The 23,167-nt window shown below is 71.4% G+C and carries 19 protein-coding genes and 1 rRNA gene; 1 reads left to right on the forward strand and 19 read right to left on the reverse strand.

From position 1 onward, the window contains the following. Nucleotides 1-38: 38 nt before the first annotated feature. From NLX83_RS26205 to ald, 8 genes are all read right to left on the reverse strand, one after another. Nucleotides 39-857, reverse strand: a complete 819-nt coding sequence (locus NLX83_RS26205) for a segregation and condensation protein A (RefSeq protein ID WP_254237851.1) — start codon at nucleotides 855-857, stop codon at nucleotides 39-41. A gap of 58 nt (nucleotides 858-915) precedes the next feature. Beyond that, the gene (locus tag NLX83_RS26210) at nucleotides 916-1,854 is read right to left on the reverse strand and encodes a ParA family protein (RefSeq protein WP_254237822.1); all 939 of its coding nucleotides are present in this window, start codon (nucleotides 1,852-1,854) and stop codon (nucleotides 916-918) included. Nucleotides 1,855-2,046: 192 nt separating this feature from the next. After that, a complete protein-coding gene (locus NLX83_RS26215) occupies nucleotides 2,047-3,585 on the reverse strand; it encodes an APC family permease (RefSeq protein WP_254237823.1) in 1,539 nt (512 codons plus the stop codon). 115 nt (nucleotides 3,586-3,700) lie between these two features. Continuing rightward, complete coding sequence (locus NLX83_RS26220) at nucleotides 3,701-5,239, reverse strand: APC family permease (protein ID WP_254237824.1); 1,539 nt, start codon at nucleotides 5,237-5,239, stop codon at nucleotides 3,701-3,703. 38 nt (nucleotides 5,240-5,277) lie between these two features. Then, complete coding sequence (locus NLX83_RS26225) at nucleotides 5,278-6,786, reverse strand: APC family permease (protein ID WP_254237825.1); 1,509 nt, start codon at nucleotides 6,784-6,786, stop codon at nucleotides 5,278-5,280. Nucleotides 6,787-6,826: 40 nt separating this feature from the next. Next, nucleotides 6,827-7,459, reverse strand: coding sequence for a GOLPH3/VPS74 family protein (locus tag NLX83_RS26230; protein ID WP_254237826.1), 633 nt, complete (start codon nucleotides 7,457-7,459; stop codon nucleotides 6,827-6,829). A 269-nt stretch (nucleotides 7,460-7,728) separates the two neighbouring features. Further along, on the reverse strand, nucleotides 7,729-8,676 hold the full coding sequence (locus NLX83_RS26235) for a site-specific tyrosine recombinase XerD (RefSeq protein ID WP_254237852.1): 948 nt from the start codon (nucleotides 8,674-8,676) through the stop codon (nucleotides 7,729-7,731). A 35-nt stretch (nucleotides 8,677-8,711) separates the two neighbouring features. Continuing rightward, nucleotides 8,712-9,827, reverse strand: a complete 1,116-nt coding sequence (ald, locus tag NLX83_RS26240) for an alanine dehydrogenase (RefSeq protein ID WP_254237827.1) — start codon at nucleotides 9,825-9,827, stop codon at nucleotides 8,712-8,714. Between the two features lie 169 nt (nucleotides 9,828-9,996). Here ald and NLX83_RS26245 point away from each other — a divergent pair, with 169 nt between their 5' ends. Continuing rightward, nucleotides 9,997-10,458, forward strand: a complete 462-nt coding sequence (locus tag NLX83_RS26245) for a PPOX class F420-dependent oxidoreductase (protein WP_254237828.1) — start codon at nucleotides 9,997-9,999, stop codon at nucleotides 10,456-10,458. A 122-nt stretch (nucleotides 10,459-10,580) separates the two neighbouring features. Here NLX83_RS26245 and NLX83_RS26250 read toward each other — a convergent pair whose 3' ends face one another. The 11 genes from NLX83_RS26250 to rrf all read right to left on the reverse strand — a co-directional run. After that, the gene (locus NLX83_RS26250) at nucleotides 10,581-11,210 is read right to left on the reverse strand and encodes an NUDIX hydrolase (RefSeq protein ID WP_308209377.1); all 630 of its coding nucleotides are present in this window, start codon (nucleotides 11,208-11,210) and stop codon (nucleotides 10,581-10,583) included. 1 nt (nucleotide 11,211) lies between these two features. Then, nucleotides 11,212-12,906 (reverse strand): CTP synthase, encoded by a 1,695-nt coding sequence (locus tag NLX83_RS26255; protein WP_305884201.1) that lies wholly within the window; start codon nucleotides 12,904-12,906, stop codon nucleotides 11,212-11,214. 214 nt (nucleotides 12,907-13,120) lie between these two features. Next, nucleotides 13,121-14,059, reverse strand: coding sequence for a copper transporter (locus tag NLX83_RS26260; RefSeq protein WP_254237829.1), 939 nt, complete (start codon nucleotides 14,057-14,059; stop codon nucleotides 13,121-13,123). Further along, on the reverse strand, nucleotides 14,056-15,240 hold the full coding sequence (gene steA, locus NLX83_RS26265; RefSeq protein WP_254237830.1) for a putative cytokinetic ring protein SteA: 1,185 nt from the start codon (nucleotides 15,238-15,240) through the stop codon (nucleotides 14,056-14,058). The genes NLX83_RS26260 and steA overlap by 4 nt, the downstream gene beginning before the upstream one ends. 258 nt (nucleotides 15,241-15,498) lie before the next feature. Then, nucleotides 15,499-17,277 carry a DNA repair protein RecN gene (gene recN, locus NLX83_RS26270; protein WP_254237831.1) on the reverse strand — a complete coding sequence of 593 codons (1,779 nt, stop codon included), beginning with the start codon at nucleotides 17,275-17,277 and terminating at the stop codon, nucleotides 15,499-15,501. 46 nt (nucleotides 17,278-17,323) lie between these two features. Continuing rightward, the gene (locus tag NLX83_RS26275) at nucleotides 17,324-18,217 is read right to left on the reverse strand and encodes an NAD kinase (RefSeq protein WP_254237832.1); all 894 of its coding nucleotides are present in this window, start codon (nucleotides 18,215-18,217) and stop codon (nucleotides 17,324-17,326) included. Further along, nucleotides 18,214-19,020, reverse strand: a complete 807-nt coding sequence (locus tag NLX83_RS26280) for a TlyA family RNA methyltransferase (RefSeq protein ID WP_254237833.1) — start codon at nucleotides 19,018-19,020, stop codon at nucleotides 18,214-18,216. Before NLX83_RS26280 ends, NLX83_RS26275 begins: the two co-directional genes overlap by 4 nt. 4 nt (nucleotides 19,021-19,024) lie before the next feature. Further along, nucleotides 19,025-19,222, reverse strand: coding sequence for a hypothetical protein (locus tag NLX83_RS26285; protein ID WP_254237856.1), 198 nt, complete (start codon nucleotides 19,220-19,222; stop codon nucleotides 19,025-19,027). A 71-nt stretch (nucleotides 19,223-19,293) separates the two neighbouring features. Continuing rightward, the gene (locus tag NLX83_RS26290; protein WP_374118810.1) at nucleotides 19,294-20,298 is read right to left on the reverse strand and encodes an HAD-IIA family hydrolase; all 1,005 of its coding nucleotides are present in this window, start codon (nucleotides 20,296-20,298) and stop codon (nucleotides 19,294-19,296) included. A gap of 147 nt (nucleotides 20,299-20,445) precedes the next feature. Further along, entirely contained in the window at nucleotides 20,446-23,022 is a 2,577-nt protein-coding gene (locus NLX83_RS42420) for a hypothetical protein (protein WP_441296817.1), read from the reverse strand. A 71-nt stretch (nucleotides 23,023-23,093) separates the two neighbouring features. Further along, nucleotides 23,094-23,167, reverse strand: a 5S ribosomal RNA gene (gene rrf / locus NLX83_RS42425); the annotation flags it as partial.

A 23,167-nucleotide genomic window follows, 5' to 3' on the forward strand; every position in this document is an offset into this window, starting at 1 on the left:
CCCGGAACCTGAACCGTCCACAGTGGACTCCGGGTCGTTCACCCGTACTCCTCCTCATCGCTTTCGGCCCGCTCCAGTGCGACGGCCGCGTCCCGCCTGGCCTCCTCGGCGCTGCCGCCGACCCACCGCACGGCCAGCTCGCCGAGCGGCTCCGGCTGGTCGAACTGCAGCACGGCCTCGCGGAAGAGCTCCAGCAGCGCCAGGAACCGCGCCACCACCTCGATCGGGTGCTCGCAGTCGGCGACCAGTTCGCTGAACGTGAGCTGCCCGCACTCGGCCAGCCGCACCCGGATCGCCGCGACCTCCGAGCGCACCGACACCTGGTGCATGTGCAAGTGCGCCAAGGACACCGTGGGCGGCGGCTTCGGCCGGAACACCGTCGCGGCGATCTCGGCGAACTGCCGGGGGCTGACGCCGAGCATCACCTCGGGCAGCAGGTCGGCGTAGCGGTCCTCCAGCGCGACCGAACGCGGGTAGCGGCGCAGCGCCCCCGCCTCCAGTTCGCCGAACAACGCCGCGACCTGCTTGTAGGCCCGGTACTGCAGCAGCCGCGCGAACAGCAGGTCGCGGGCCTCCAGCAGCGCCAGGTCCTCCTCGTTCTCCACGTCCGCCGACGGCAGCAGCCGGGCCGCCTTCAGGTCGAGCAGGGTCGCCGCGACCACCAGGAACTCGGTGGTCTCGTCCAGGTCCCAGTCCGAGCCCAGTCCGCGGATGTGCGCGATGAACTCGTCGGTGACCTTGTGCAGCGCCACCTCGGTGACGTCCATCTCGTGCTGCGAGATCAGTTGCAGCAGCAGGTCGAACGGGCCCTCGAAGTTCGCCAGGTGCACCCGGAACTTCCCGTCCGGCGGCGGCACGAGGACCGGCTCGCCACCGGCCTCGGCGACGAGTGCGTCTTCGCCAGAACTCACGCCATCACCGGGCGATCACCTCGCGGGCCAGCGCCCGGTACGCCTTGGCACCGCTGGAGCGCGGGGCCCAGCTGGTGATCGGCTCACCGGCGACGGTCGTCTCCGGGAACCGGACGGTGCGGTTGATCACCGTGTCGAACACGATTTCTCCGAACGCCTCGACCACTCGGGCCATCACTTCGCGGGAGTGCAGCGTACGGGGGTCGTACATGGTGGCGAGGATGCCGGTGATCTCCAGGTCCGGATTCAGCCGTTCGCGCACCTTCTCGATCGTGTCGATCAGCAGCGCCACCCCGCGCAGGCTGAAGAACTCGCACTCCAGCGGGATCAGCACGCCGTGCGCGGCGGCCAGCGCGTTCACCGTGAGCAGGCCGAGCGAGGGCTGGCAGTCGATCAGGATGTAGTCGTAGTTGTCGATCACCGGCCGCAGCGTGCGGCCCAGGGTCTGCTCCCGGCCGACCTCGGAGACCAGCTGCACCTCGGCGGCGGAGAGGTCGATGTTGCTCGGCAGCAGGTCCATGGCGGGGACGCAGGTGCGCAGCACCGTCTCCTCGACGGTGGTCTCGCGCTCCATGAGCACGTTGTAGATCGTCCGTTCGAGGTGGTGCGGCTGCATGCCGAGGCCGACCGAGAGCGCGCCCTGCGGGTCGAAGTCCACCAGCAGCACCCGGCGGCCGAACTCCGCGAGCGCCGCGCCGAGGTTGATCGTGGACGTGGTCTTGCCGACCCCGCCCTTCTGGTTGCACAGGGCCAGGATTCGCGCCGGGCCGTGCTCGGCGACCAGCGGCGGCTCCGGGACCTGGCGCAGCGGGCGGCCGGTCGGGCCGAGACCGCTCTCGCCGAAGTCGACGTCCTCCTCGGTGTGGTCGGCGGGCCGCGGTGCGAGATTGAGATCGTCCACCTCACCACGGGACCGTCCCCAGGACGGTTGCGGTGTCGACATGGCGAACCGGCTCCTCGTCTCCGCGTCCCCGGGCCGCCCCCGGAGGATCATGATCTGCGCATAACCTTCCGCAGCCTAGGCGGCGCCCGGCGACATCAGCAACGTACCGCCCGGCGTGTTGTCAAGGCAGGTCAGCACGGTGCACCCAAGCGGATGACGGAAGCCAACTCCCGCCATCCGCCGGGTGGGAGATCAGTAGCGGCTGATCGGGGCGAACTCGGTGGTGTCGTCCTGGTCCTCCGGCCTGCCGAGGCCGAGACCGGTCCGGGTGACGCTCTTCGCGCCCAGCCCGATGTTGGCGTACACCCTCGGCTTGCGGCCGCGCAGGCGGAAACCCCACAGCAGACCGACGAGCAACAGCACCAGGTAGCCGCCGGGGATCGCCCAGTGCAGCGTCGAGTTCGGCGGCACACCGAGCGTCACGTCGAAGTTCGCCAGCACCAGCACGAACGCCACCAGCGTGCTCGCCGCGGCCAGCACCGGAGCGATCGTGCGCTTCCACGCGCTCTCCGGCGTGAGCGTCCTCGCGAAGAACAGGACGATGGCGAAGGAGGTCAGCACGATCAGCAGCAGGATGCCCATGGCGCCCGCGCTGGTCCAGATGAAGAACACGTCCCGCAGCGGGTGCAGCCCCGCGACACCGAAACAGATGATCGCGACGAAGCCGAGCACGCTCTGCAGGATCGACCCGCCCCTCGGCGAGCTGTTGCGCGAGGAGGTCTGCCCGAAGAAGGAGGGCAGGAGCCGCTCGCGGCCCATGGCGAAGGCGTAGCGCGCCGCGGCGTTGTGGAAGGCGATCAGGCACGCCAGCACACTGGTGACGTAGAGGAACCGGCCGATGCCGACCATCATGACGCCGAGCTGGTCCCCGGCGAGCCGGAAGACCAGCTCCGACCCGTGGGTCCCGGCCTGCTCGGTGATCCGGCCGGGGCCGGTGGACACGCTCATCGCCCAGGAGCCGAGCACGTAGAGCAGCGTGGTCACGCCGAGCGAGAGGTAGGTGGCCACCGGCACCGTCCGGCCGGGGACCTTGGCCTCCTCGCTGAAGACCACCGCGGTCTCGAAGCCGACGAACCCGAGGACCGCCAGGCAGAACAGCGCTCCGACACCGGGCTCGAACAGGTGTTGCGGCGCAAGGGTTTCCAGGCTCACGGTGCCGCCTGCCGGATGCAGGAGGAAGGAGACCGCGTACACGAGGATCACCAGGCACTCGGCGATCATCAGCACCGCGAGGATCTTGCCGTTGAGGTCGATGTGCTGCGTGCCCAGGACCGCGACGATCGCCCAGCCGACCAGCGAGATGACCCACCAGGCGACGTCGATGCCGAACCAGGCTCGCAGCAACGGCTGCGCGGCGTCCCCGAGCGCGCCGTACACGCCGATCTGCATGGCGTTGTAGGACGCCAGCGCCAGCCAGCTCGCGGCGACGCCCGCGGGTCTGCCGAGCCCCTTGGCGATGTAGGCGTTGAACGCTCCCGCGTTGGGCACGTACGGGGCCATCGTCACGTAGCCCACGCAGAACACGGCGAGCACGACGCCCATCGCCAGGAAACCGATCGGGATGCCGATCTGGCCGGTGACCGCGTAGCCGGTGGTGGTCACACCGGCGAGCACGGTGAACGGCGTGCACATGGAGATGGCGAAGTACGTCACCGCCGGGACACCCAGCCGGTTGGCCGCGAGGGCCGAGGTGACTTTGGTGTCCCCTCCTGCTGCGTTTGTGTTGAACATTGGCACTGCTCCGGAGGGGAGAGGGGAACTGCTCGTCGGGGAAGGGGATCCGAGGCCGAAGGCCCGTGCGCGCCGCGATCTTCGCGACGCCGAAGGAGGGGATGCGCCGGTGGCTTCAGTAGCGGTTGATCGGGGCGAACTTCGCCGTGTCCGCCTGGTCCTCCGGTCTGCCGAGGCCGAGACCGGTCCGGGTGACGCTCTTCGCGCCCAGCCCGATGCTGGCGTACACCCTCGGTTTCCGGCTGCGCAGGCGGAAACCCCACACCAGGCCCAAGAGCAACAGCACCAGGTAGCCGCCGGGGATCACCCAGCGAAGCGGCGAGTTCGCGGGCACGTCGAGGGTCTTGTCGAAGTTCGCCAGCACCAGCACGAACGCCACCAGCGTGCTCGCCGCGGCCAGCACCGGAGCGATCGTGCGCTTCCACGCGCTCTCCGGCGTGAGCGTCTTGGCGAAGAAGGACACGATCGCGAAGGCGGTCAGCACGATCAGCAGCAGGATGCCCAGGCTGCCCGCGCTGGTCCAGATGAAGAACACGTCCCGCAGCGGGTGCAGCCCGGCGATGGCGAAGGCGATGATCGCGACGAGCCCGAGCGCGCTCTGCAGGATCGACCCGCCCCTCGGCGAGCTGTTGCGCGAGGAGGTCTGCCCGAAGAAGGCTGGCAGCACCCGCTCCCGGCCCATGGCGAAGGCGTAGCGCGCCGCCGCGTTGTGGAAGGCGATCAGGCCCGCGAGCACACTGGTCGCGTAGAGGAACCGGCCGATGCCCATCATCGCGACGCCGAGCTGGTCCTGCGCGAGGTGGAAGACCAGCTCCGAGCCGTTGGCCCTGGCCATCTCCGCGACCCGGCCCGGACCCGTGGCCACGCTGATAGCCCAGGAGCCGAGCACGTAGAGCAGCGTGGTCACGCCGAGCGAGATGTAGGTGGCCACCGGGACCGTGCGGCCGGAGACCTTGGCCTCCTCGCTGAAGACCACCGCCGTCTCGAAGCCGACGAACCCGAGGATCGCCAGCGAGAACAGCGCCCCGGCTCCGGGCTCGAACAGGTGCGCCGGGTCCAGCGTCTCGAAGCTGACCACCCCGCCCGCGGGTTGCAGCAGGAAGGACACCGCGTACACGAGGATCACCAGGCACTCCGCGGCCATCAGCACCGCGAGGATCTTGCCGTTGAGGTCGATGTGCTGCGTGCCCAGGAACGCCACGAGCGCCCACGCGCCCAGCGAGATGACCCACCACGCGATCTCCACGCCGAACCAGCTCTTGATCAGCGGCTGGGCGGCGTCGCCGAACGCCCCGTACACGCCGACCTGCATGGCGTTGTAGGACACCAGCGCCAGCCAGCCCGCCGCGACGCCCGCGGGCCTGCCGAGCCCCTTCGCGATGTAGGCGTTGAACGCCCCCGCGTTGGGCACGTAGGGCGCCATCGTCACGTACCCGACGCAGAACACGGCGAGCACGACGCCCATCGCCAGGAAGCCGATCGGGATGCCGATCTGCCCGGTGATGGCGTAGCCGGTGGTGACGGCGCCCGCCACCACGGTGAACGGCGCGCACATCGAGATGGCGAAGTACGTCACCGCCGGGACGCCCAGCCGGTCGGCGGCGAGGGCCGATGTGACGTCGGGGGCCCCTCCTGGCGCGTTTGCGTTGAACATTGCAGTGCTCCGGGGGATGTGGGGGGTGGGGGGAACAGCTACTGCTCGTCGGGGGCACCGAGCCCGAGTCCGAGCCCGGTGCGGGCCGCGCTCTTCGCGCCGCGGCCGATGTTGGCGTAGATCTCCGGCCGGTTGGCCCGCAGGTGCAGGCCCCACAGGACGCCGAACACCCCGATGAGCACGTAGGCGCCGGGGATCGCCAGCAGCACCGGCGAGGAGGAGGGCAGGTCGAACACCTTGTCCAGGTTGACCAGCACCAGGACGAGCGCGATCACGGTGCAGACCGAGGAGATCGCCGGGGCCACCACGCGCCGGAACACCGGCTCGCCGGAGGGGTTGCGGGCGAAGTAGACCAGGACCGTGATCGAGGTCAGCGCGAGCAGGATGAGGATGCCCAGCGCGCCGGCGGAGTTCCACAGGTAGAACAGGTCGCGCAACGGGTCACCGCCGATGACCGCGTACACGAGGATCACCACCAGGCCGAGCGCGCTCTGCGAGAGCGAGCCGACCTTCGGCGAGCTGTTGCGGTGCGAGGTCTGCCCGAACACGGCGGGCAGCACGCGCTCGCGCCCCATGGCGAAGGCGTAGCGCGCCGCGGTGTTGTGCACCGCGATCATGCACGCCAGCACGCTGGTGAAGTACAGGAAGCGGCCGATGCCGACCATGGCCGGGCCGAGCTGCTCGCCGGCGAGGTGGAACACCAGGCCGGAGCCGTACTGGTGGGCCATGTCGCCGATGTGGGCGGGGCCCGCCGCGACGCTCATCGCCAGCGAGGCCAGCAGGTACAGCACGGCCATCACGGCGAGCGCGGAGAAGGTGGCGACCGGGACGGTGCGGCCGGGCGAGCGCGCCTCCTCGCTGAACACCACCGCAGTCTCGAAGCCGATGAAGGCCAGCAGGGCCAGGGCGAGCAGGGCTCCGACGCCGGGCTCGAACAGGTGCGAGGGTTCGAGCGCGACCAGGCTGACCGAACCGTCCGCGGGGTGGAACAGCGACGAGACCGCGTAGACCAGGACCACGAGCACCTCGGCGGCCAGCAGCACCGCGAGGACCTTGCCGTTGAGGTCGATGTGCTGCATGCCCAGGAACGCCACGATCGCCCAGCCGACCAGCGCGATCACCCACCAGGCCACGTCGATGCCGAACCAGGCGCGCAGCAACGGTTTCGCCGCGTCGCCCAGCGCCCCGTAGAGCCCCACCTGCATGGCGTTGTAGGACAGCAGCGCCATCCAGCCCGCCGCGACGCCCGCGGGCCTGCCGATGCCCTTGCTGATGTAGGCGTTGAACGCCCCCGCGTTGGGCACGTAGGGCGCCATCGTCACGAACCCGACGGCGAACAGCGCGAGCACCGCCCCCATCACCACGATGCCGACCGGGATGCCGACCTGCCCGGTGATGGCGTACCCGCTCGTGATGACCCCGGCCGTGGCCAGGAACGGCGACCCCATGGAGATGGCGAAGTAGGTCACCGCGGGAACGCCGAGGCGATCCTTGGCCAGCACCGAGGTGACTTTTCCGGTCTTGCTGGGCTTCGGGGTGGTGTGCATCGGCCTACCTCGGCTCGGGGTGGTGTTGGCGTACCGGTGGTCAGCGTCGGTGTCGGAGGACCGCGTCACCCACCGCGGCCTCGGTTTCACTGAGCAGTGCGCGCAGCGCGGGCGGCAGCCCGGTGAGCTGGCGGCGCAGGGGCCGCGCCACCTCGGACGCGACGTGCTGGAAGACCTCCAGCTCCAGTTCGGTCGCCACCACGAGCCCGGAGAGCACGACGTCGGGGACGGGCAGCTGCTCGTTCTTGGACAGCGCGTTGGCCAGGCGGGCGGCGACCCAGGCGGCCACGTTCATGTCCGTCGGCACGTAGATCGTGCGGGTCTGCAACAGCCGCCGGACCTCGGTGGGGCGCAGGTGTCCCGCGTGCAGCAGCCGCTGCACGACCTGGGACTGCGCCTTCTGGCTGAGGTACTGCAACCAGTCGGGGACCGAGGTGACGTCGCTGTTGCGGAGCAGTTCCTCCAGCAGCGCGCGGGCGAGCGCGTCCCCGGGCGAGGGCGCGTCGAGTATCACGATGTTGCGGCGCTCGATGTCGATGGAGCCGAAGAGCACGAGTTCGCCGAGGAGGGCGCCGGCGAGTCCGAGCCCGGCGCGTCCCTCTCCGCACCGGGCCGTGCCGGAGACGTCGTCGTGCGCGATGAGGTAGTAGTCGTCGGCCAGCAGCAGGGGCACGGTCAGGACTCCCCGCCGGTGTCGGCATGCGGTCGAACGCCACAACGCCGCGCTTGTAAGACGCGCCGACACGCCATCATCGCTACCACCGTCACCTTTTCCCGCCTACTGGGCCCTGGAGAGGCGAAATGCTAGCGCCATCGCCAAGAGTAGTTTCGCCAATCTCCTTCACCCCGCCGCGTATCCAATCGGACAGCGAGGCGCGATCCATGACAGTGCGGGCGTCACAACCCGTTGATGACAACCCAAAAGAGTGAAAGGGATGGGGCTCAGCCCAGCGCCCTCGGGTGCGCCGTCGCGTACACCTCGCGCAGCGTCGTGACCGTGACCAGCGTGTAGATCTGCGTCGTGGTCACCGAGGCGTGGCCGAGCAGCTCCTGCACCACTCGAACGTCCGCGCCGCCCTCCAGCAGGTGCGTGGCGAAGCAGTGGCGCAGGGTGTGCGGGGAGATCTCGCTGCTCACTCCTGATCGTTCCGCAGCCCTTTTAAGCACTTGCCAAGCACTTTGACGCGACAACCGCCCACCGCGGGCGTTCAGGAAGACGGCCCCGGCGGGGCTTCTTTCCGCTGAGGCGGCAGATGTCCGGCGTCCGGCGAGGGCGGGGCGGGCGCGCACCAGGTAGGCGTCGAGCGCGGCCAGCGCCGGACGGCCAACGGGTACCAACCTTTGCACGCCACCCTTGCCGCGCAACAGAAGCGTGCGTTCAACTGCGTCGAGGTCGTCCAGGTCGGCGCCGACCGCCTCGGAGATCCGCGCACCGGTGGAGTACAGCAACTCCAGCAGCGCCCGGTCCCGCAGGCCGAGCGCGTCGTCTCCCCCGGCGTGGTCGAGCAGCCTCAGCACGTCCTCCACCGGCAACGCCTTGGGCAGTCGCCTGGGTGGCGCGGGCGGGCGCACCGCGCGCGCGACGTCCTTGGCCACCTTGCCTTCCCGCGTCGCGAAGCGGTGCAGTCCGCGCACCGCCACGACGGCCCTCGCGGCGGAGGAGGGCGCGAGCGGGGGTCTGCCATCGGCACCCTCGCGCAGCGCGACCAGGAACGAGCCCACGTGCGCCTCGGTCGCTTCGGCCAGCGCTGAAACCCCAAGCGCCGCAAGGTGTTCGAGGTAGCGGCGAAGATCGCGGCCGTAGGAGTCGAGGGTGTTGCGCGCCGTCCCGCGCTCCACGGTGAGGTGGTCGAGGTAGGCGGCGAGCAGGGCGGACAGGGCGGGCGGGATCTCCTCCCGGCCCGCCCCGCCCGCCGGATCCGCTGTCACGCCAGCAGGTCCGCCAGCTCGGCGTGCGGCAGCCCGTGCGCCTGCGCGACCTCGGGCAGCGCGATCTGCCCGCCGATCACGTTGGCGCCCTTGGCCAGCGACGGGTCGTCCAGCAGGGCCTTGCGCATTCCCTTGTCCGCCAACGCGGTCACGTACGGGAGGGTGACGTTGGTCAGCGCCCAGGTCGAGGTGTGCGGCACCGCGCCCGGCATGTTGGCGACGCAGTAGAACACCGAGTCGTGCACCATGAACGTCGGGTCGGCGTGCGTGGTCGGACGCGAGTCCTCGAAGCAGCCGCCCTGGTCGATGGCGATGTCCACCAGCACCGAACCGGGCCGCATCCGCGACACCAGGTCGTTGCTGATCAGCTTGGGCGCCTTCGCACCCGGCACCAGCACCGCGCCGATGACCATGTCCGCCCAGAGGCAGATCCGCTCCAGCTCGTAGGCGTTGCTGTTGATCGTCTGGAGGTGGCCGCGGTAGACGAAGTCGATCTGCCGCAACCGGTTGATGTTGGTGTCGAGCACCACGACCTCGGCCTGCAGGCCCAGCGCGATGGTCGCGGCGTTCATGCCGGACACGCCCGCGCCGATCACCGCGACCTTGCCGGCCGGGACGCCGGAGACGCCGCCGAGCAGCACGCCGCGGCCGCCCTGGGCCCGCTCCAGGCAGTGCGCGCCGACCTGCGGCGCCATCCGGCCCGCGACCTCGCTCATCGGCGCGAGCAGCGGCAGCGAGCCGTCGGGCAGCTGGACGGTCTCGTAGGCGACGGCGTCGATGCCCGAGCGCGCGATGGCCTCGGTGCACTCCTTGCTCGCCGCGAGGTGCAGGTAGGTGAAGAGGGTCTGGCCCGAGCGCATCCGGTGGTACTCCTCGGCGACCGGCTCCTTGACCTTGAGCACGAGGTCGGCCTCGGCCCAGACGTCGTCCGCGTCGTTGAGGATCTTCGCGCCTGCGGCCAGGTAGTCCGAGTCGGGGAAGGACGAGCCGGCTCCGGCGTCCCTCTCGATCACGACATCGTGGCCCCTGCGCACCAGCTCCACCACGCCGGCCGGGGTGATGGCCACTCGGTACTCGTGGTTCTTGACCTCGCGGGGTACTCCGACCTTCACGCCGATTTCCTTCCTCGAAGAACACCGGACGGCGCCATTGCCACCCGGATGGACGCAGCCTAACCGGCCCGGGACGCCCTGGCTGTGGGTCTTTGACGGGTTTCCTCGGACAAGTCGGAGGTCATTCACAGCGGAGGTGGACAGACTGCACGCGGGTTAGCCTGCGCCCGTGCCCAACATCGCGAACGCGCGCGTTCCCACCCGCGCGGAACTGCTGGATTTCCTCCGCCCGCGCCACAACGGCGTGCTCATCACCACTCGCCGCGACGGCCGCCCCCAGGTCTCCCCCGTCTCGTGCGGACTGAGCACCGAGGGCCAGTTGGTGGTCTCCACCTATCCCGAGCGCGCGAAGGCCCGCAACGCCGAGCGCGACCCGCGGGTCACCATGTGCGTGCTCTCCGACGACTGGAACGGCGCCTACGTCCAGGTCAACGGCCGCGCGGAAGTGGTCCACCTGCCCGAGGCCGTCGAGGCGCTGGTCGACTACTACCGCTGCATCGCGGGCGAGCACCCCGACTGGGAGGAGTACCGAGAAGCCATGCGGCGCCAGGGCAAGTGCCTGATCCGCATCACCATCGAGGACTGGGGCCCCATCGCCACCGGCGGCTTCCCCCCGAACCACACCACCTGACCCCACCCAACCCCCGTTTCGTACTCATAACGGAGAGTTGGCCCGTTTCGTACTCTTAGCGGGAAAAAGAGCGCTCCCCAACCCCGCTAAGAGTACGAAACGGACGAAAACGACTTCCGTGGTCAGGAGCGGCGGCGCTCCGCCCACCGGTGCGGGCGGTCCTGCCACGGCGCCGAGGCGGGGCGCGGGTCCACCGCACCGCTCAGCACCGCGTGCGCGGCCAGGATCCCGCCGACCGACGAGGCGTTGACGATCTCCCCGCCGAGCACCATGGACATGGCCTCCCGCAACGGGACCCGGCGCAGCACGAGGTCGGACTCCTCGTCGTCGGCGATCTCCCCACGGTCCACAGTGGACAGACCACGAGCGAGGAACACGCGAACGACCTCGTCGGTGAAGCCGGGCGAAGCGGCGACGTCGACCAACGTGGACCACGAAGAAGCGGCGAGCCCGGCCTCCTCGGCCAGCTCGCGCGCGGCGGTCAGCTCCGGGGCCTCCCCGTCCACGTCGAGCAGACCGGCGGGCAGCTCCCACAGCCGCCGCCCCACCGGGTGCCGGTACTGGTGGATCAGCACGATCCGCTCGTCGGAGTCCACCGCGGCGATGGCGACCGCGCCCGGGTGCTCGACCACCTCGCGCACCGCGACGCTGCCACCCGGCATCGCCACGTCGTCCACGCGCAGGGCCATCACCCGGCCCGCGTAGAGGTCCTGGCTGCGCACCGCGTGGAACTCGTGCTCACCGGCGGCCACCTCAGACCCCCGCGCTCTCGGCGATCTCGACCGGCAGCCGGTCGGCGGCCCGGTAGTCCAGCGCCGCGCCGATGAACGCCGCGAACAGCGGGTGCGGGCGGGTGGGCCTGCTCTTCAGCTCGGGGTGCGCCTGGGTCGCGACGAAGAACGGGTGCTCCTCGCGCGGCAGCTCGACGAACTCCACCAGGTGGTCGTCCGGCGAGGTGCCGGAGAACACCAGGCCCGCCTTGGTCAGGTCCTTGCGGTAGGCGTTGTTCACCTCGTAGCGGTGCCGGTGCCGCTCAGAGACCACGCTCTCCCCGTACGCCTGCGCCACCACGGAACCTGGCTTGAGCCGGGCCGGGTAGGCGCCCAGCCGCATGGTGCCGCCCATGTCCCGCTCGCCCGCGACCACGTCCTGCTGGTCGGCCATGGTGCTGATCACCGGGTGGGCGCAGGTCTCGTCGAACTCGGCGGAGTTCGCCTCGGCGATCCCGGCCAGCCCGCGCGCGGCCTCGATCACCATGCACTGCAGGCCCAGGCACAGGCCGAGGGTGGGGATGCCCCTGGTCCGGCTGTAGGTGATCGCGCCGATCTTGCCCTCGATGCCGCGCACCCCGAAGCCGCCGGGGATGAGCACGCCGTCCACCCCGGCCAGCGCGTTCGCGGCACCGGCCGCGGTCTCGCACTCGTCGGAGGGCACCCACTCGATCTCGACCTTGACCCGCTGCGCGAAACCGCCCGCGCGCAGGGCCTCGCTGACCGACAGGTAGGCGTCCGGCAGGTCGACGTACTTGCCGACCAGCGCGACGCGCACGGTGTCGCGCGGGTTGTGCACCCGCTCCAGCAGGTCGCCCCACACGGTCCAGTCGACGTCCCGGAACGGCAGGCCGAGGCGGCGCACCACGTAGGCGTCCAGGCCCTCGGCGTGCAGCACCTTGGGGATGTCGTAGATCGACGGCGCGTCCGGCGCGGCCACCACGGCCTCGGTGTCCACATCGCACATCAGCGCGATCTTGCGCTTGAGCCCGTCCGGGATCTCCCGGTCGGCGCGGCAGACGATCGCGTCGGGCTGGATGCCGATGTTGCGCAGCGCGGCCACGGAGTGCTGCGTCGGCTTGGTCTTGAGCTCCCCGGAGGGCGCCAGGTAGGGCACCAGCGAGACGTGCAGGAAGAACACGTTGTCCCGGCCGACGTCGTGCCGGACCTGACGGCAGGCCTCCAGGAACGGCAGCGACTCGATATCGCCGACGGTGCCGCCGACCTCGGTGATCACCACGTCGGGGGCGCGGCCGTCCACCCCGGGGGTGGCCATGCCGATGATCCGGGACTTGATCTCGTCGGTGATGTGCGGGATCACCTGGACGGTGTCGCCGAGGTACTCGCCGCGCCGCTCCTTGGCGATCACCGCGGAGTAGACCTGGCCGGTGGTCACGTTGGCGTTGCCGTCCAGCGAGCGGTCCAGGAAGCGCTCGTAGTGCCCGATGTCCAGGTCGGTCTCGGCACCGTCCTCGGTGACGAAGACCTCGCCGTGCTGGAACGGGTTCATCGTGCCGGGGTCGACGTTGAGGTACGGGTCCAGCTTCTGCATGGTCACCCGAAGCCCTCGGGAGGTCAGCAGCTCGCCGAGGCTGGAAGCGGTGAGCCCCTTGCCGAGGGAGGAGGCGACGCCCCCGGTGACGAACACGTGCTTTGTCGTACGGCCTTGCAAGACCAAGGAGGGCTCCCGTGGTGTCCAGTTCATCGAGCTGATGAGGTAGGCCAGAACGGCCATCCACGGGGTTTCACGGTAACACCACACTCGGACGGAGCAGTAATCCCGCCCGCCGTGTCGCCCCAGGCAGCCGAGGTCCCCCCGTCTTCAACTACAGCACCCCCGCCCAGACAGTCGTCCAGAGCGGGGGTGCGGGGTACTTGAAGACCGGCGAACCCTAGTTCGACATCTGCGGAGCGGGCGCCTGCGCGTTGCCCGCGATCCCGTAGCGGCCGGAGCGGCCCTCCAGCTGTTCGCGCACCGCGAGCACGGTCACCACGCGCCCGGCGAACGAATCCACGTTGTCCACAGTGGACAGAATCGAGGTGGCAGCGGTGTCGGCGCGGACCACGCCCACCGCGCCCGTGCCGTCTGCGGAACCACCGCGCCCGGCCAGCACCACCCCGGCGCCCGCGCGGTCGAGCTGCGTGGCGAACCGCGAGACCGTCGCCGCCCGGTCGCCCGCCGCGTCCCCGCCGATCGCGCCGCCGGTGAGCACCACGGCCAGCTGCGCGGGCCGCAGGTTCGGCCCGATCCGGACGAAGCCGCCGTTGGCCAGCCCGCTCAGCGCGGCGCTGCTCTCCTCCGGGCTCGCCTGCGACTTGTTGTTCTGCGGGTTGAGCAGCACCAGCTGGCCGATCAGGCCCCCGGCCAGCGTGCCCGGGTCCGAGGCGGTCGGCAGCTGCGCGCCCGCCGGCAGCACCCTCGGCACCAGATCGCGCAGCTGGTCGGCCTTGTTCGGGTCCACGAAGGTCTCGGTGAGCTGGAGCTCCCCGGTGATCGTGGCGCCCGCCGTGCGCAGCAGCTGGGTCAGCGCGTCCCGGTCGGCCGGGTTGGCGTCGGCGGTGGTGACCAGCACGACCGTGCGCTGGTCGAGCTGCCCGCGCACGGCCAGCGGGGCGATGGCGCCGCTGAACCGGTCGGCGTCGGCCAGCCGGGCGTTCAGCGCGTTGCGCTCGGCCTGCAGGTCGGCGACCCGCTTGCCGAGCGAGTCCTTGTCGTTGGACAGCCCGGCCAGCAGCGGCTCGCTGACCGTGGTCGATCCGAGGACGACGCCCAGCGCGAGCGCGAGGAAGACCGCGGCGATGGAAACCAGGTGGTATCTCAGCGAAATCATGAGAACAGTCCCTTGATCCAGGTCATCAGGTCGGAGAGCAACCGGCCGGCCTGCTCGGCGTAGGCCTGTCCGACGTTGGTCACGGACAGGGCGGCGACGAGCACCACGAGCGCGGTGAGGACGAGCAGCAGCACCGCGCCCAGCGAGACGCGGCTGCGGTAGAGCGTGGCGACCGCCTTGCCGTCGAGCAGTTTGCTGCCCATGCGCAGCCGGGTCAGGAACGTCGAGGGGTTGGAGCCGTTGCGGCCCCGGTCCAGGAACTCCGCCAGCGTGGCCTGGAAGCCGACCGTGATCACCAGGCTGGCGCCGTGCGCCTCGGCCAGCAGCAGCGCCAGGTCCTCGGGGTTGCAGGAGGCGGGGAAGGTGACCGCGCCGATGCCGAGGTCCTGGATGCGCTCCAGGCCGGGCGCGTGCCCGTCGACCTGCGCGGGCAGCACGACCTCCGCGCCGGACTTCAGCGTCTCGTTGGTGATGCCCTCGGGGTCGCCGACGATGATGTCCGGCTTGTGCCCCGCGCGGCGCAGCGTGTCGGCCGCCGCGTCCACGCCGACCAGCACCGGCCGGTACTCCTTGATGTACTTGCGCAGCGCCGCCAGGTCCTCCTGGTGCTCCCGCCCGGGGGCCACCACCAGGACCGGGCGGTCCTTGATCGGCACGTACAGCTCGGGCACCCCGATCCCGTCCAGGATCAGCGTGCGTTCCTGGCGCAGGAACTCGATGGTGTTGGCGGAGAAGGCTTCCAGCTGCGCGGCCATCCCGGCCTTCGCCTCGATCATCTGGTCGGCGATGGACTCGGCGGTCTGCTGGGCCCCGTGCGCGAGCTCGTCGTCCCCGGCGTAGACACCGCCGTCGTACAACCGCAGCCGGGTGCCGTCCTTGATCCGGCGCAGCGCGTCCGGCCCGACCCCGTCGATCAGCGCGATGCCCGCCTGGACGAGCACCTCCGGCCCGAGGTTCGGGAACCGGCCGGAGATGGAGCGGGACGCGTTGACCACCCCGGCCACCTTCGCCTCGACCAGCGCGTCGGCGGTCTTGCGGTCCAGGTCGATCTGGTCGATGACGGCGATGTCGCCGGGCGCGAGCCGGCGGAGCAGACCACCGGTGCGGCGGTCGACGCGCGCGACACCGGTGACCCCGGGCTGCGCCTGGGTGTTCCGGTGGAGGAGTCCGGTGAGCTTCATGCAATCGATGCTCACAAAACCCCGCACCGGCACAGCGACGCCACGCCGAAACGATTTTCCCAGGTCACTCAGCCGAAGGACACGCGGTTACCGCGAGTTGAACAACTTCTGCACAATTTCCCCCATCCTCCGCTCGCGCCCCCGCCCCACATCGTCTCCACGCCGTTTTGCCCGTTTCGTACTCTTAGCAGGAAATGGGAGCGCTCTCTTCCCCGCTATGAGTACGAAACGGGAGAAGGGGGCGCGGCCCGGGTGGGGCTAGCGCTTGCGGGGCTTCTTGGCGCGGTGCGCCTCGCGGTCGGCCTCGGCGGTGGCGAGCAGTTCCTCGGCGTGGGCGCGACCGGACTCGGTGGCCTCCATGCCCGCCAGCATCCGGGCCAGCTCGACCACGCGCTGGTTGTGGTTGAGCATGCGGACACCGCTGCGGGTCACCCCGGCGTTGCCGCTGACCTTGTCCACCACCAGGTGCCGGTCCGCGTAGGCCGCGACCTGGGCGAGGTGGGTCACCACGATCACCTGGTGGCTGCGCGCGAGCCGAGCCAGCCTGCGGCCGATCTCCACCGCGGCCCGGCCACCGACCCCGGCGTCCACCTCGTCGAAGATCATCGTCGGCACCGGGTCGGCGTGCGAGAGCACCACCTCGATCGCCAGCATCACCCGGGACAGCTCGCCGCCGGAGGCGCCCTTGTGCACCGGCAGCGCGGGCGCGCCGGGGTGCGGGACCAGCTGCAGCTCGACCTCGTCGACACCCTCCGGCCCGGCCTGCAACGACCGCCCGCCGATCTGCAGCGCCGTCAGGTCACCGGCACCGGCCACCCGGTCGAAGACCGCGACCTCCAGCCGCGCCTGCGGCATCGCCAGCCCGGCCAGCTCCTTGGTCACCGCCTCGCCCAGCTCCTGCGCCGCGGACACCCGCGCGGTGGTCAGCTCCCCGGCCAGCTTGGCCAGCTCCACCGCGAGCTCGTCGCGGCGCGCGGCCATCGCCTCAAGCGCCTCCTCGGAGACGTCCATCCCGGCCAGCCGCCGCCTGGCCTCATCGGCCCACGCCAGCACGCCGTCCACGTCCGCGGCGTACTTGCGGGTCAGCTGCTTCAGCTCGGCCTGCCGGGCCAGCGCGCGCTCCAGCTCGGCCGGGTCCACGTCCAGCCGGTCCAGGTAGCCGCCCAGCTCCGTGCCCACGTCGGCCAGCAGCGCGGCCGCCTCGGCCAGCCGGGAGTCCAGCTCGCGCAGCGCCGGGTCCTCGCTGGCGGAGATGCGCCTGCGCGCGTCGCCGACCAGCCCGAGCGCGCCGAGCGCGTCACCCTCCGCGTCCTGCGAGCCGGTCAGGTCGAACTGGGCGCCCGTCGCGGCCTCGCGCAGCACGTCGACGTCGGCGAGGCGGCGGGTCAGCTCGACCAGCTCCACGTCCTCGCCGGGCTTGGGGTCGACGGACTCGATCTCGGTCAGCCCGTGCCGCAGCAGGTCCGCCTCGCGGGCCAGCTCGCGCGCGTTCTCGGTGCGCTCGGTCAGCTCGCGGGAGACCTTCATCCACTCCGCGCGCACCTTGCGGTACTCCGCGAGCGGGCGGGAGACGGCCGTACCCGCGGAACGGTCGAGCACGTTGCGCTGCTCGCCGGAGCGCAGCAAGCGAAGTTGATCATTCTGGCCGTGCACCGCGAGTAGCTGGTCGGCCAATTCGGAGAGCAGCCCGACCGGCACCGTGCGGCCACCGAGGTGGGCGCGGGAGCGACCGTCCGCGCTGACGGTGCGCACGGCGATGAGGCTGCCGTCCTCGTCGGGGGCGGCGCCGGAGTCCTCGGCGACGGTCAGGGCGGGGCTGTTCTCGGCGAGGCTGAACCTGCCCTCCACCACCGCCCGCTCCGCACCGGTGCGGACCCGCGACGCGTCGGCGCGGCCACCGGAGAGCAGGTGCAACCCGCTCACCACCATGGTCTTGCCGACACCGGTCTCCCCGGTCACGACGGTCAGGCCCTGGTGGAGTTCGAGGGTGGCGTCATCGATCACGCCGAGGCCCTGGATGCGCATCTCGGCTAGCACAGACCGCACCCTAGCGCCTCGCCCCGACACCGCCCGCCGCGCGGGGTCACCGGGCCGGGCCCCGCCAGCCGTGCGTCGGCAGGGAGAACTTGCGGACCAGCCGATCGGTGAACGGCGCCTGCCGCAACCGCACCAGCCGGACCGGCAGCGATCCGCCGGTCACCTCGACCCGCGCGCCCGGCGGCAGCTCGAAGGTCCGCTGCCCGTCGCAGCACAGCACCGCCGGGTGCCCGCCCCCGTCGAGCTCCACCGCGACGACGGACTCCGGCGAAAGCACCAGGGGCCGCGCGAACAGGGCGTGCGCGTTGCTCGGCACGACCAGCAGCGCCTGCACCTCCGGCCACATCACCGGCCCGCCAGCGGAGAACGCGTAGGCCGTCGACCCGGTCGGGGTCGCGCACAGCACACCGTCGCAACCGAACCCGGACACCGGGCGCCCGTCGACCTCCAGCACCGCGTCCAGGATGCGCTCCCGGCTGATCTTCTCGACGCTGGCCTCGTTCCAGGCCCAGGTCCTGGTCAGCACGGTGCCGTTGACCTTGGCGACGACGTCGACGGTCATCCGCTCCTCGACCTGGTACTCCCGGTCGACCACGGCGGAGACCACCTCGTCCAGCGCGTCCGCGTCGGCCTCGGCCAGGAACCCGACCCGCCCGAGGTTCACCCCGAGCATCGGCACCCCGGCGGGCCGCGCCAGCTCGGCCGCGCGCAGCAGCGTCCCGTCACCGCCGAGCACGAGCACCACCTCGGTGCCCTCGGCGGCCTCCGGCGCGTGCTTGACGACCGAGCCGTAGCAGGCCGGATCGAGGTCCGGCGACTCCTCGCCCAGGATGCGCAGGCGGATGCCCGCGTCGGTCAGCCGGTTCGCGACGTCCTTGGCGGTCTTGATGTTCTCCTCGCGCCCGGTGTGCACGACGAGCAGCACCTCGCGCGCGGTCACCTCGGTCCCGCCTCGACCGCCGCCCGCACCAGCCGTTCCACCTCGGTCCTCGAGGAAGGTTGTTCCTTGCGCAGCCACAGGAAGAACTCCACATTGCCACTAGGTCCCGGCAGCGGGCTCGCGGTGACCCCGCGCAGCCCGAGTCCCGACTCCGCCGCGGCCATCGCCACGTCGGTCACCGCCTCCGCGCGCAGCTCGGGATCGCGCACGACCCCCTTGGCGCCCAAGCGTTGTTTGCCGACCTCGAACTGCGGCTTGACCATGGGAACCAGGTCAGCGTCGGGGCGGGCGCACGCGGCGAGCGCGGGCAGCACCAGCCGCAGCGAGATGAAAGACAGGTCGGCGACCACCAGATCCACTTGGCCGCCAATGGTTTCCGGCGTCAGCGTGCGGACGTTGGTGCGGTCGTGCACGTGCACCCGCTCGTCCGTCTGGAGCTTCCACGCCAGCTGGCCGTAGCCCACGTCGACCGCGACCACCTCGGCGGCCTCCGCGCGCAGCAGCACGTCGGTGAACCCGCCGGTCGAGGCGCCCGCGTCCAGGCACCGCCGCCCGGCCGGGTCGATCTCGAACGCCTCCAGCGCGCCCAGCAGCTTGTGCGCGCCGCGCGAAGCCCAGCCGGGATCGTCCTCGGCCTCGCGGACCACCACCGGCGCGTCGGCCTCGACGGCGGTCGCCGCCTTGGTCGCGACCGAGCCCCGCACGGTGACGCGTCCAGCGGTGACCAGCTCGACGGCGTGGTCGCGGGATCGCGCCAGCCCCCGGCGGACCAGTTCGGCGTCCAGCCGCGCCCTCTTCGGCACGCGCCTACACCCGGTCGATCGCGGAGAGCGCGTCGGTGAGCGCGGAGTGCACCGCGTCGAACCGCCCGACGTGCTCGGCCAGCGGCACGGCCTCCAGGTCCTCGATGCCGATGAGCGCGGCGTCGATGCTCTCGGCGCTCATCTGGGCCGAGGGAGTGGCCAGTGCCATCGGCGACGGCCGATAAGGCTGTTCTGGCGTCATGGGTGTGCGCTCCTGTGTCCGGCAGTGCGGGTGTGCGGCATCACGCTAGCCGATCCCACGGACATTCCGGGTCAGTCCAGCGCCAACCGACGCAAAGCCGCCTCTGCCGCGTGATCGGCGGCCACCACCTCAGGTGACCCGGTACCGCCGGACCACCACGCGGCGCACAGGGACCGCAGCGCGGAGAGGTCGTCCTCGGCCCCGCCGTCGTGCGCGAGCACGATCCGAGAACCGTCCACAGTGGACTTCCAACCGGCGGGCCCGGAGATCTCCGAGTCGGCGGCGGGTGCGAGCAGCCCTTCCAGCCCAGCGGAGACATAACGGGGCCGCTGGTTGGCCGGGGCGCCGAGCAGCGAGGCGGGCGTGGCGACCCCGGTCAGCACGAGCAGCGAGTCCATCCCCGCCGCGTCCGCGCCCTCGATGTCGGTGTCCAGCCGGTCGCCCACCACGAGCGGTTTGGCGAGATCGGCCGAAGCCGCCGCCTGGTTGAGCTGCGTCGCGGCCGGTTTGCCCGCGACGAGGGGATCGGCACCGGTCGCGGCGCGCACGGCGGCGACCAGCGCGCCGTTGCCCGGCAACATCCCGCGCTCGGTCGGCAGCACCAGGTCCAGGTTGCAGGCCACCCACAGGGCTCCCGCCTGGATCGCCAGCGTGGCCTCGGCGAACTCCGGCCACCCCAAGGTCTTCGACAGGCCCTGCACCACGCCGACCGGTCCCTCATCGGCGCTGCGCACCGGCGTCAGGCCGACCAGGCGGACCTCCTCGACCAGGCCTTCGGAGCCCAGCACCAGCACCTTCGACCCGGCGGGCACCCGCTCGGCGAGCAACGCCGCCCCGGCTTGGGCGCTCGTGCTGACCTCGTCCGGGCCCGTGTTCAGGTCCAGCTCGTTGAGGTGGTCGGCGACCTCCGCCGGGCGCCGCGAGGCGTTGTTGGTGACGAAGCGCACCGCGCGCCCGTGGTCCCGCGCCGCCCGCACGACCTCCGCGGCCGACGGCAGCGGTTGCTCGCCGCGGTACACGGTGCCGTCCAGGTCGAAGAGCAGGCCGTCGTAGTCCTCAAGCAGCACGCTGTCCACTCCCTGTCGATCGCTCGCCCCAAACGGAAAAGCCCCCGCACCCAACGGGCACGGGGGCTTTCCACCACGGTACTTGCTCGATACCGATGCTCGACCCCGCAAGCGGGTCTTCGGTAACGATGCTCGACCCCGCAAGCGGGTCTTCGGTCAGGACGCGTTGTCGTTCTTGTCGTCCTTCTCGCCGTCGTCCGTGTCGCTGTCGTCCGTGTCGCCGCTGTCCTGGACCGCGACGTCCTCGGCGACCGCGTCGTCATCACCGGCGCCGTCACCGGCGTCGCTGTCGTCCGCCGCTTCGGCCTTGTCCTCGTCGGTGTCAGCCTCAGCCTTGTCGGTGGCGATGTCGGCCGCAGCAGCGGTGTCCTCGGTGGGCTGCTCCGTCTTGGCCGGGGCAGGCGGCGTCGGGACCTGCACGTGGAACTGCGCGGGCGCGCCACCGCTGAGCTCCGAGGCCCGCTCGGAGGCGTCGGTCTCCTCCTCGACATCGGCCTCGGCGGCGTTGATGAACCACTGGACGGCTTCCTCGGTCCGCCCGGCGGCGGCGAGGTTGTCGGCGTAGGCGTAGAACAGCCGGGCGCTCCACGGGTCCCGCCGCTTGGCGTCCAGGTCGTCGCCCTGCAACGCGACCACGGCCGCGTCCAGCTGGCCCATGTCCCTGCGGGCGCCCGCGATCACGATGCGCAGCTCGACCGCCTGGTCGGCGCTGAGCTGGGCGGCCTCCGGGCTCCTGGCGAACTCCAGCGCCCGCTCCGGCCGGCCGAGGGCCCGCTCGCAGTCGGCGAGGATCGCCAGGTGACCGGGCCCGCCGCCCATCCGCCGCGACGCGCGCAGCTCGGCGATGGCCTCGGCCCACTCACCCGCGTGGTAGGCGGCCAGGCCCGCGGCCTCGCGCACCAGCGCCACCCGCCCGGCCTTGGACCGCGCGTAACGGGCGTGCTCCAGCGCCTTCTCCGGCTCGTCGTCGATCAGCTGACCGGCGGCGACGATGTGCTTCGCGATCGACTCCGCCGCGCCCTTGGGCAGGCTGCGCAGGTCGGCGCGCACCTCGGCGTCGAGGTCGCTGGCCTCGATGCCCTCGGGCAGCTCCGGCTCGGGCAGGCGCGGCGCGTCCGAGTCGAATCGCCGGTCGTCGCCTCCACGGGGCCCACGGTCGTTCCGGTCGAACTTGCGGCCGCCGGAGCGGTCGTCCCGCGAGCCGAACTTGCCGCCCGGACGGCGGTCCCCACCACGGTCGTCACGCCGATCCCCACCACGGTCATCACGGCGGTCATCACGGCGGTCGCCGCCACGATCGTCACGCGGGAAACGCCGCTCACCACGGTCATCGCGCGGCGGGAACTTCCGCTCACCACCACGGTCATCTCGCGGAGCGAACTTGCGCTCCCCACCACGGTCGTCACGAGGCGTGAACTTGCGCTCACCACCACGGTCGTCACGAGGGGTGAACTTGCGCTCGCCGCCCCGGTCATCACGCGGCTGGAACTTCCGCTCGCCACCACGATCGTCGCGCTGGAACGGACGGTCCCCACCGCGATCGTCGCGACGGGAGGGCCGATCACCGCCACGGTCATCCCGCTGGAACCGGCGGTCCCCGCCACGGTCATCACGCGAGCCGTATCGACGGTCGTCGCCGCCCGCGCGCTCGTCCCGAGAGCCGTAGCGCCCCCGGTCCCCACCGCGGTCGTCCCGGTTGTCACGCCGGTCGCGGTCATCGCGCTGGAACTTGCGCTCGCCGCCACGGTCGTCACGCGGAGCGAACTTCCGCTCGCCACCACGGTCATCACGACGGTAGCCGCCGCGGTCGTCGGAACCGCCACGCTCATCGCGAGATCCGGACCTGCGGTCGCCGCCCTGGTCTCCACGGTTGTCCCGGAAGCCACGGTCGTCCCGGTTCTGGAACCGACGCTCACCCGAGCCGCCACGGTCTCCCCGGTCATCGCGACGGAAGCCGCCACGGTCATCGCGGGCCTGGAACTTCCGCTCGCCACCACGGTCGTCACGGGGCTGGAACTTGCGCTCCCCACCACGGTCGTCGCGAGGAGTGAACTTCCGCTCGCCACCACGATCATCACGCGGAACGGAGGAGCGTCCACCGCGGTCGCCACGGTCATCCCGGCGCGGTCCACGATCGTCGCGGTACCCACGGTCCTCACGCGGACCACGGTCATCGCGCTGGAACTTGCGCTCCCCGCCCCGGTCGTCACGCGGCTGGAACTTGCGCTCGCCCCCACGGTCGTCGCGAGGAGTGAACTTCCGCTCGCCACCACGGTCATCGCGCGAGCCGCGGAAACCGCCACGGTCCTCACGCTCGACCCGCGAGCCGGAGCTGCGGTCGCCACGCGAGTCGCCCCGATCGTCACGGCGCGGACCACGGCTGTCGCCGCCCTGCCAGCCACCACCCTGACCCGGGCCTTGACCACCTCGGCGGTCGTCCCACTTCCGGTCGCCCCGGTCGTCACGGCGGTCATCGCGTCGCGGGCCACGGCGGTCGTCGCCGTAGCCGCTGCGCTCATCGCGCGTGCCGTAGCTGCGCTTGGAGTCATCGCGGCGAGGGCCGCGGTTGTCCCCGCGGCTGTCGTTTCCGTGGCGGCGTTCCCCGCCGGAGCTGGGGCGGCCGGAGTGCCCGGACCGCTCCTTGCCGGGGCGTCGTTCGCCTCCGGAACGGCCCGCATCGCGGCCGCGTTCGCCTCGGCGGTCGTCGCCGCGCCCATCTGGTGTTCCGAACACAACAACCTCCCGAACAAAGCGAAAAGAGGCAGGCCCACGATAACCGTGGACCGGCCCCTTTTCGAAGAATTGTTCGGCGGCGTCCTACTCTCCCACACCCTCACGAGTGCAGTACCATCGGCGCTGGAGGGCTTAGCTTCCGGGT

The sequence above is a fragment of the Allokutzneria sp. A3M-2-11 16 genome, assembly GCF_024213555.1.
Classification (GTDB): Bacteria; Actinomycetota; Actinomycetes; order Mycobacteriales; family Pseudonocardiaceae; genus Allokutzneria.

Bases quoted from the DNA above. Each gene is read 5' to 3' on its own strand.
- NLX83_RS26220 (WP_254237824.1), bottom strand. From the start codon at position 5,239: ATGTTCAACGCAAACGCGCCAGGAGGGGCCCCCGACGTCACATCGGCC.
- NLX83_RS26285 (WP_254237856.1), bottom strand. From the start codon at position 19,222: ATGACGCCAGAACAGCCTTATCGGCCGTCGCCGATGGCACTGGCCACT.
- NLX83_RS26210 (WP_254237822.1), bottom strand. From the start codon at position 1,854: ATGTCGACACCGCAACCGTCCTGGGGACGGTCCCGTGGTGAGGTGGAC.
- NLX83_RS26215 (WP_254237823.1), bottom strand. From the start codon at position 3,585: ATGTTCAACACAAACGCAGCAGGAGGGGACACCAAAGTCACCTCGGCC.
- NLX83_RS26225 (WP_254237825.1), bottom strand. From the start codon at position 6,786: ATGCACACCACCCCGAAGCCCAGCAAGACCGGAAAAGTCACCTCGGTG.
- NLX83_RS26260 (WP_254237829.1), bottom strand. From the start codon at position 14,059: ATGATTTCGCTGAGATACCACCTGGTTTCCATCGCCGCGGTCTTCCTC.
- steA (WP_254237830.1), bottom strand. From the start codon at position 15,240: ATGAAGCTCACCGGACTCCTCCACCGGAACACCCAGGCGCAGCCCGGG.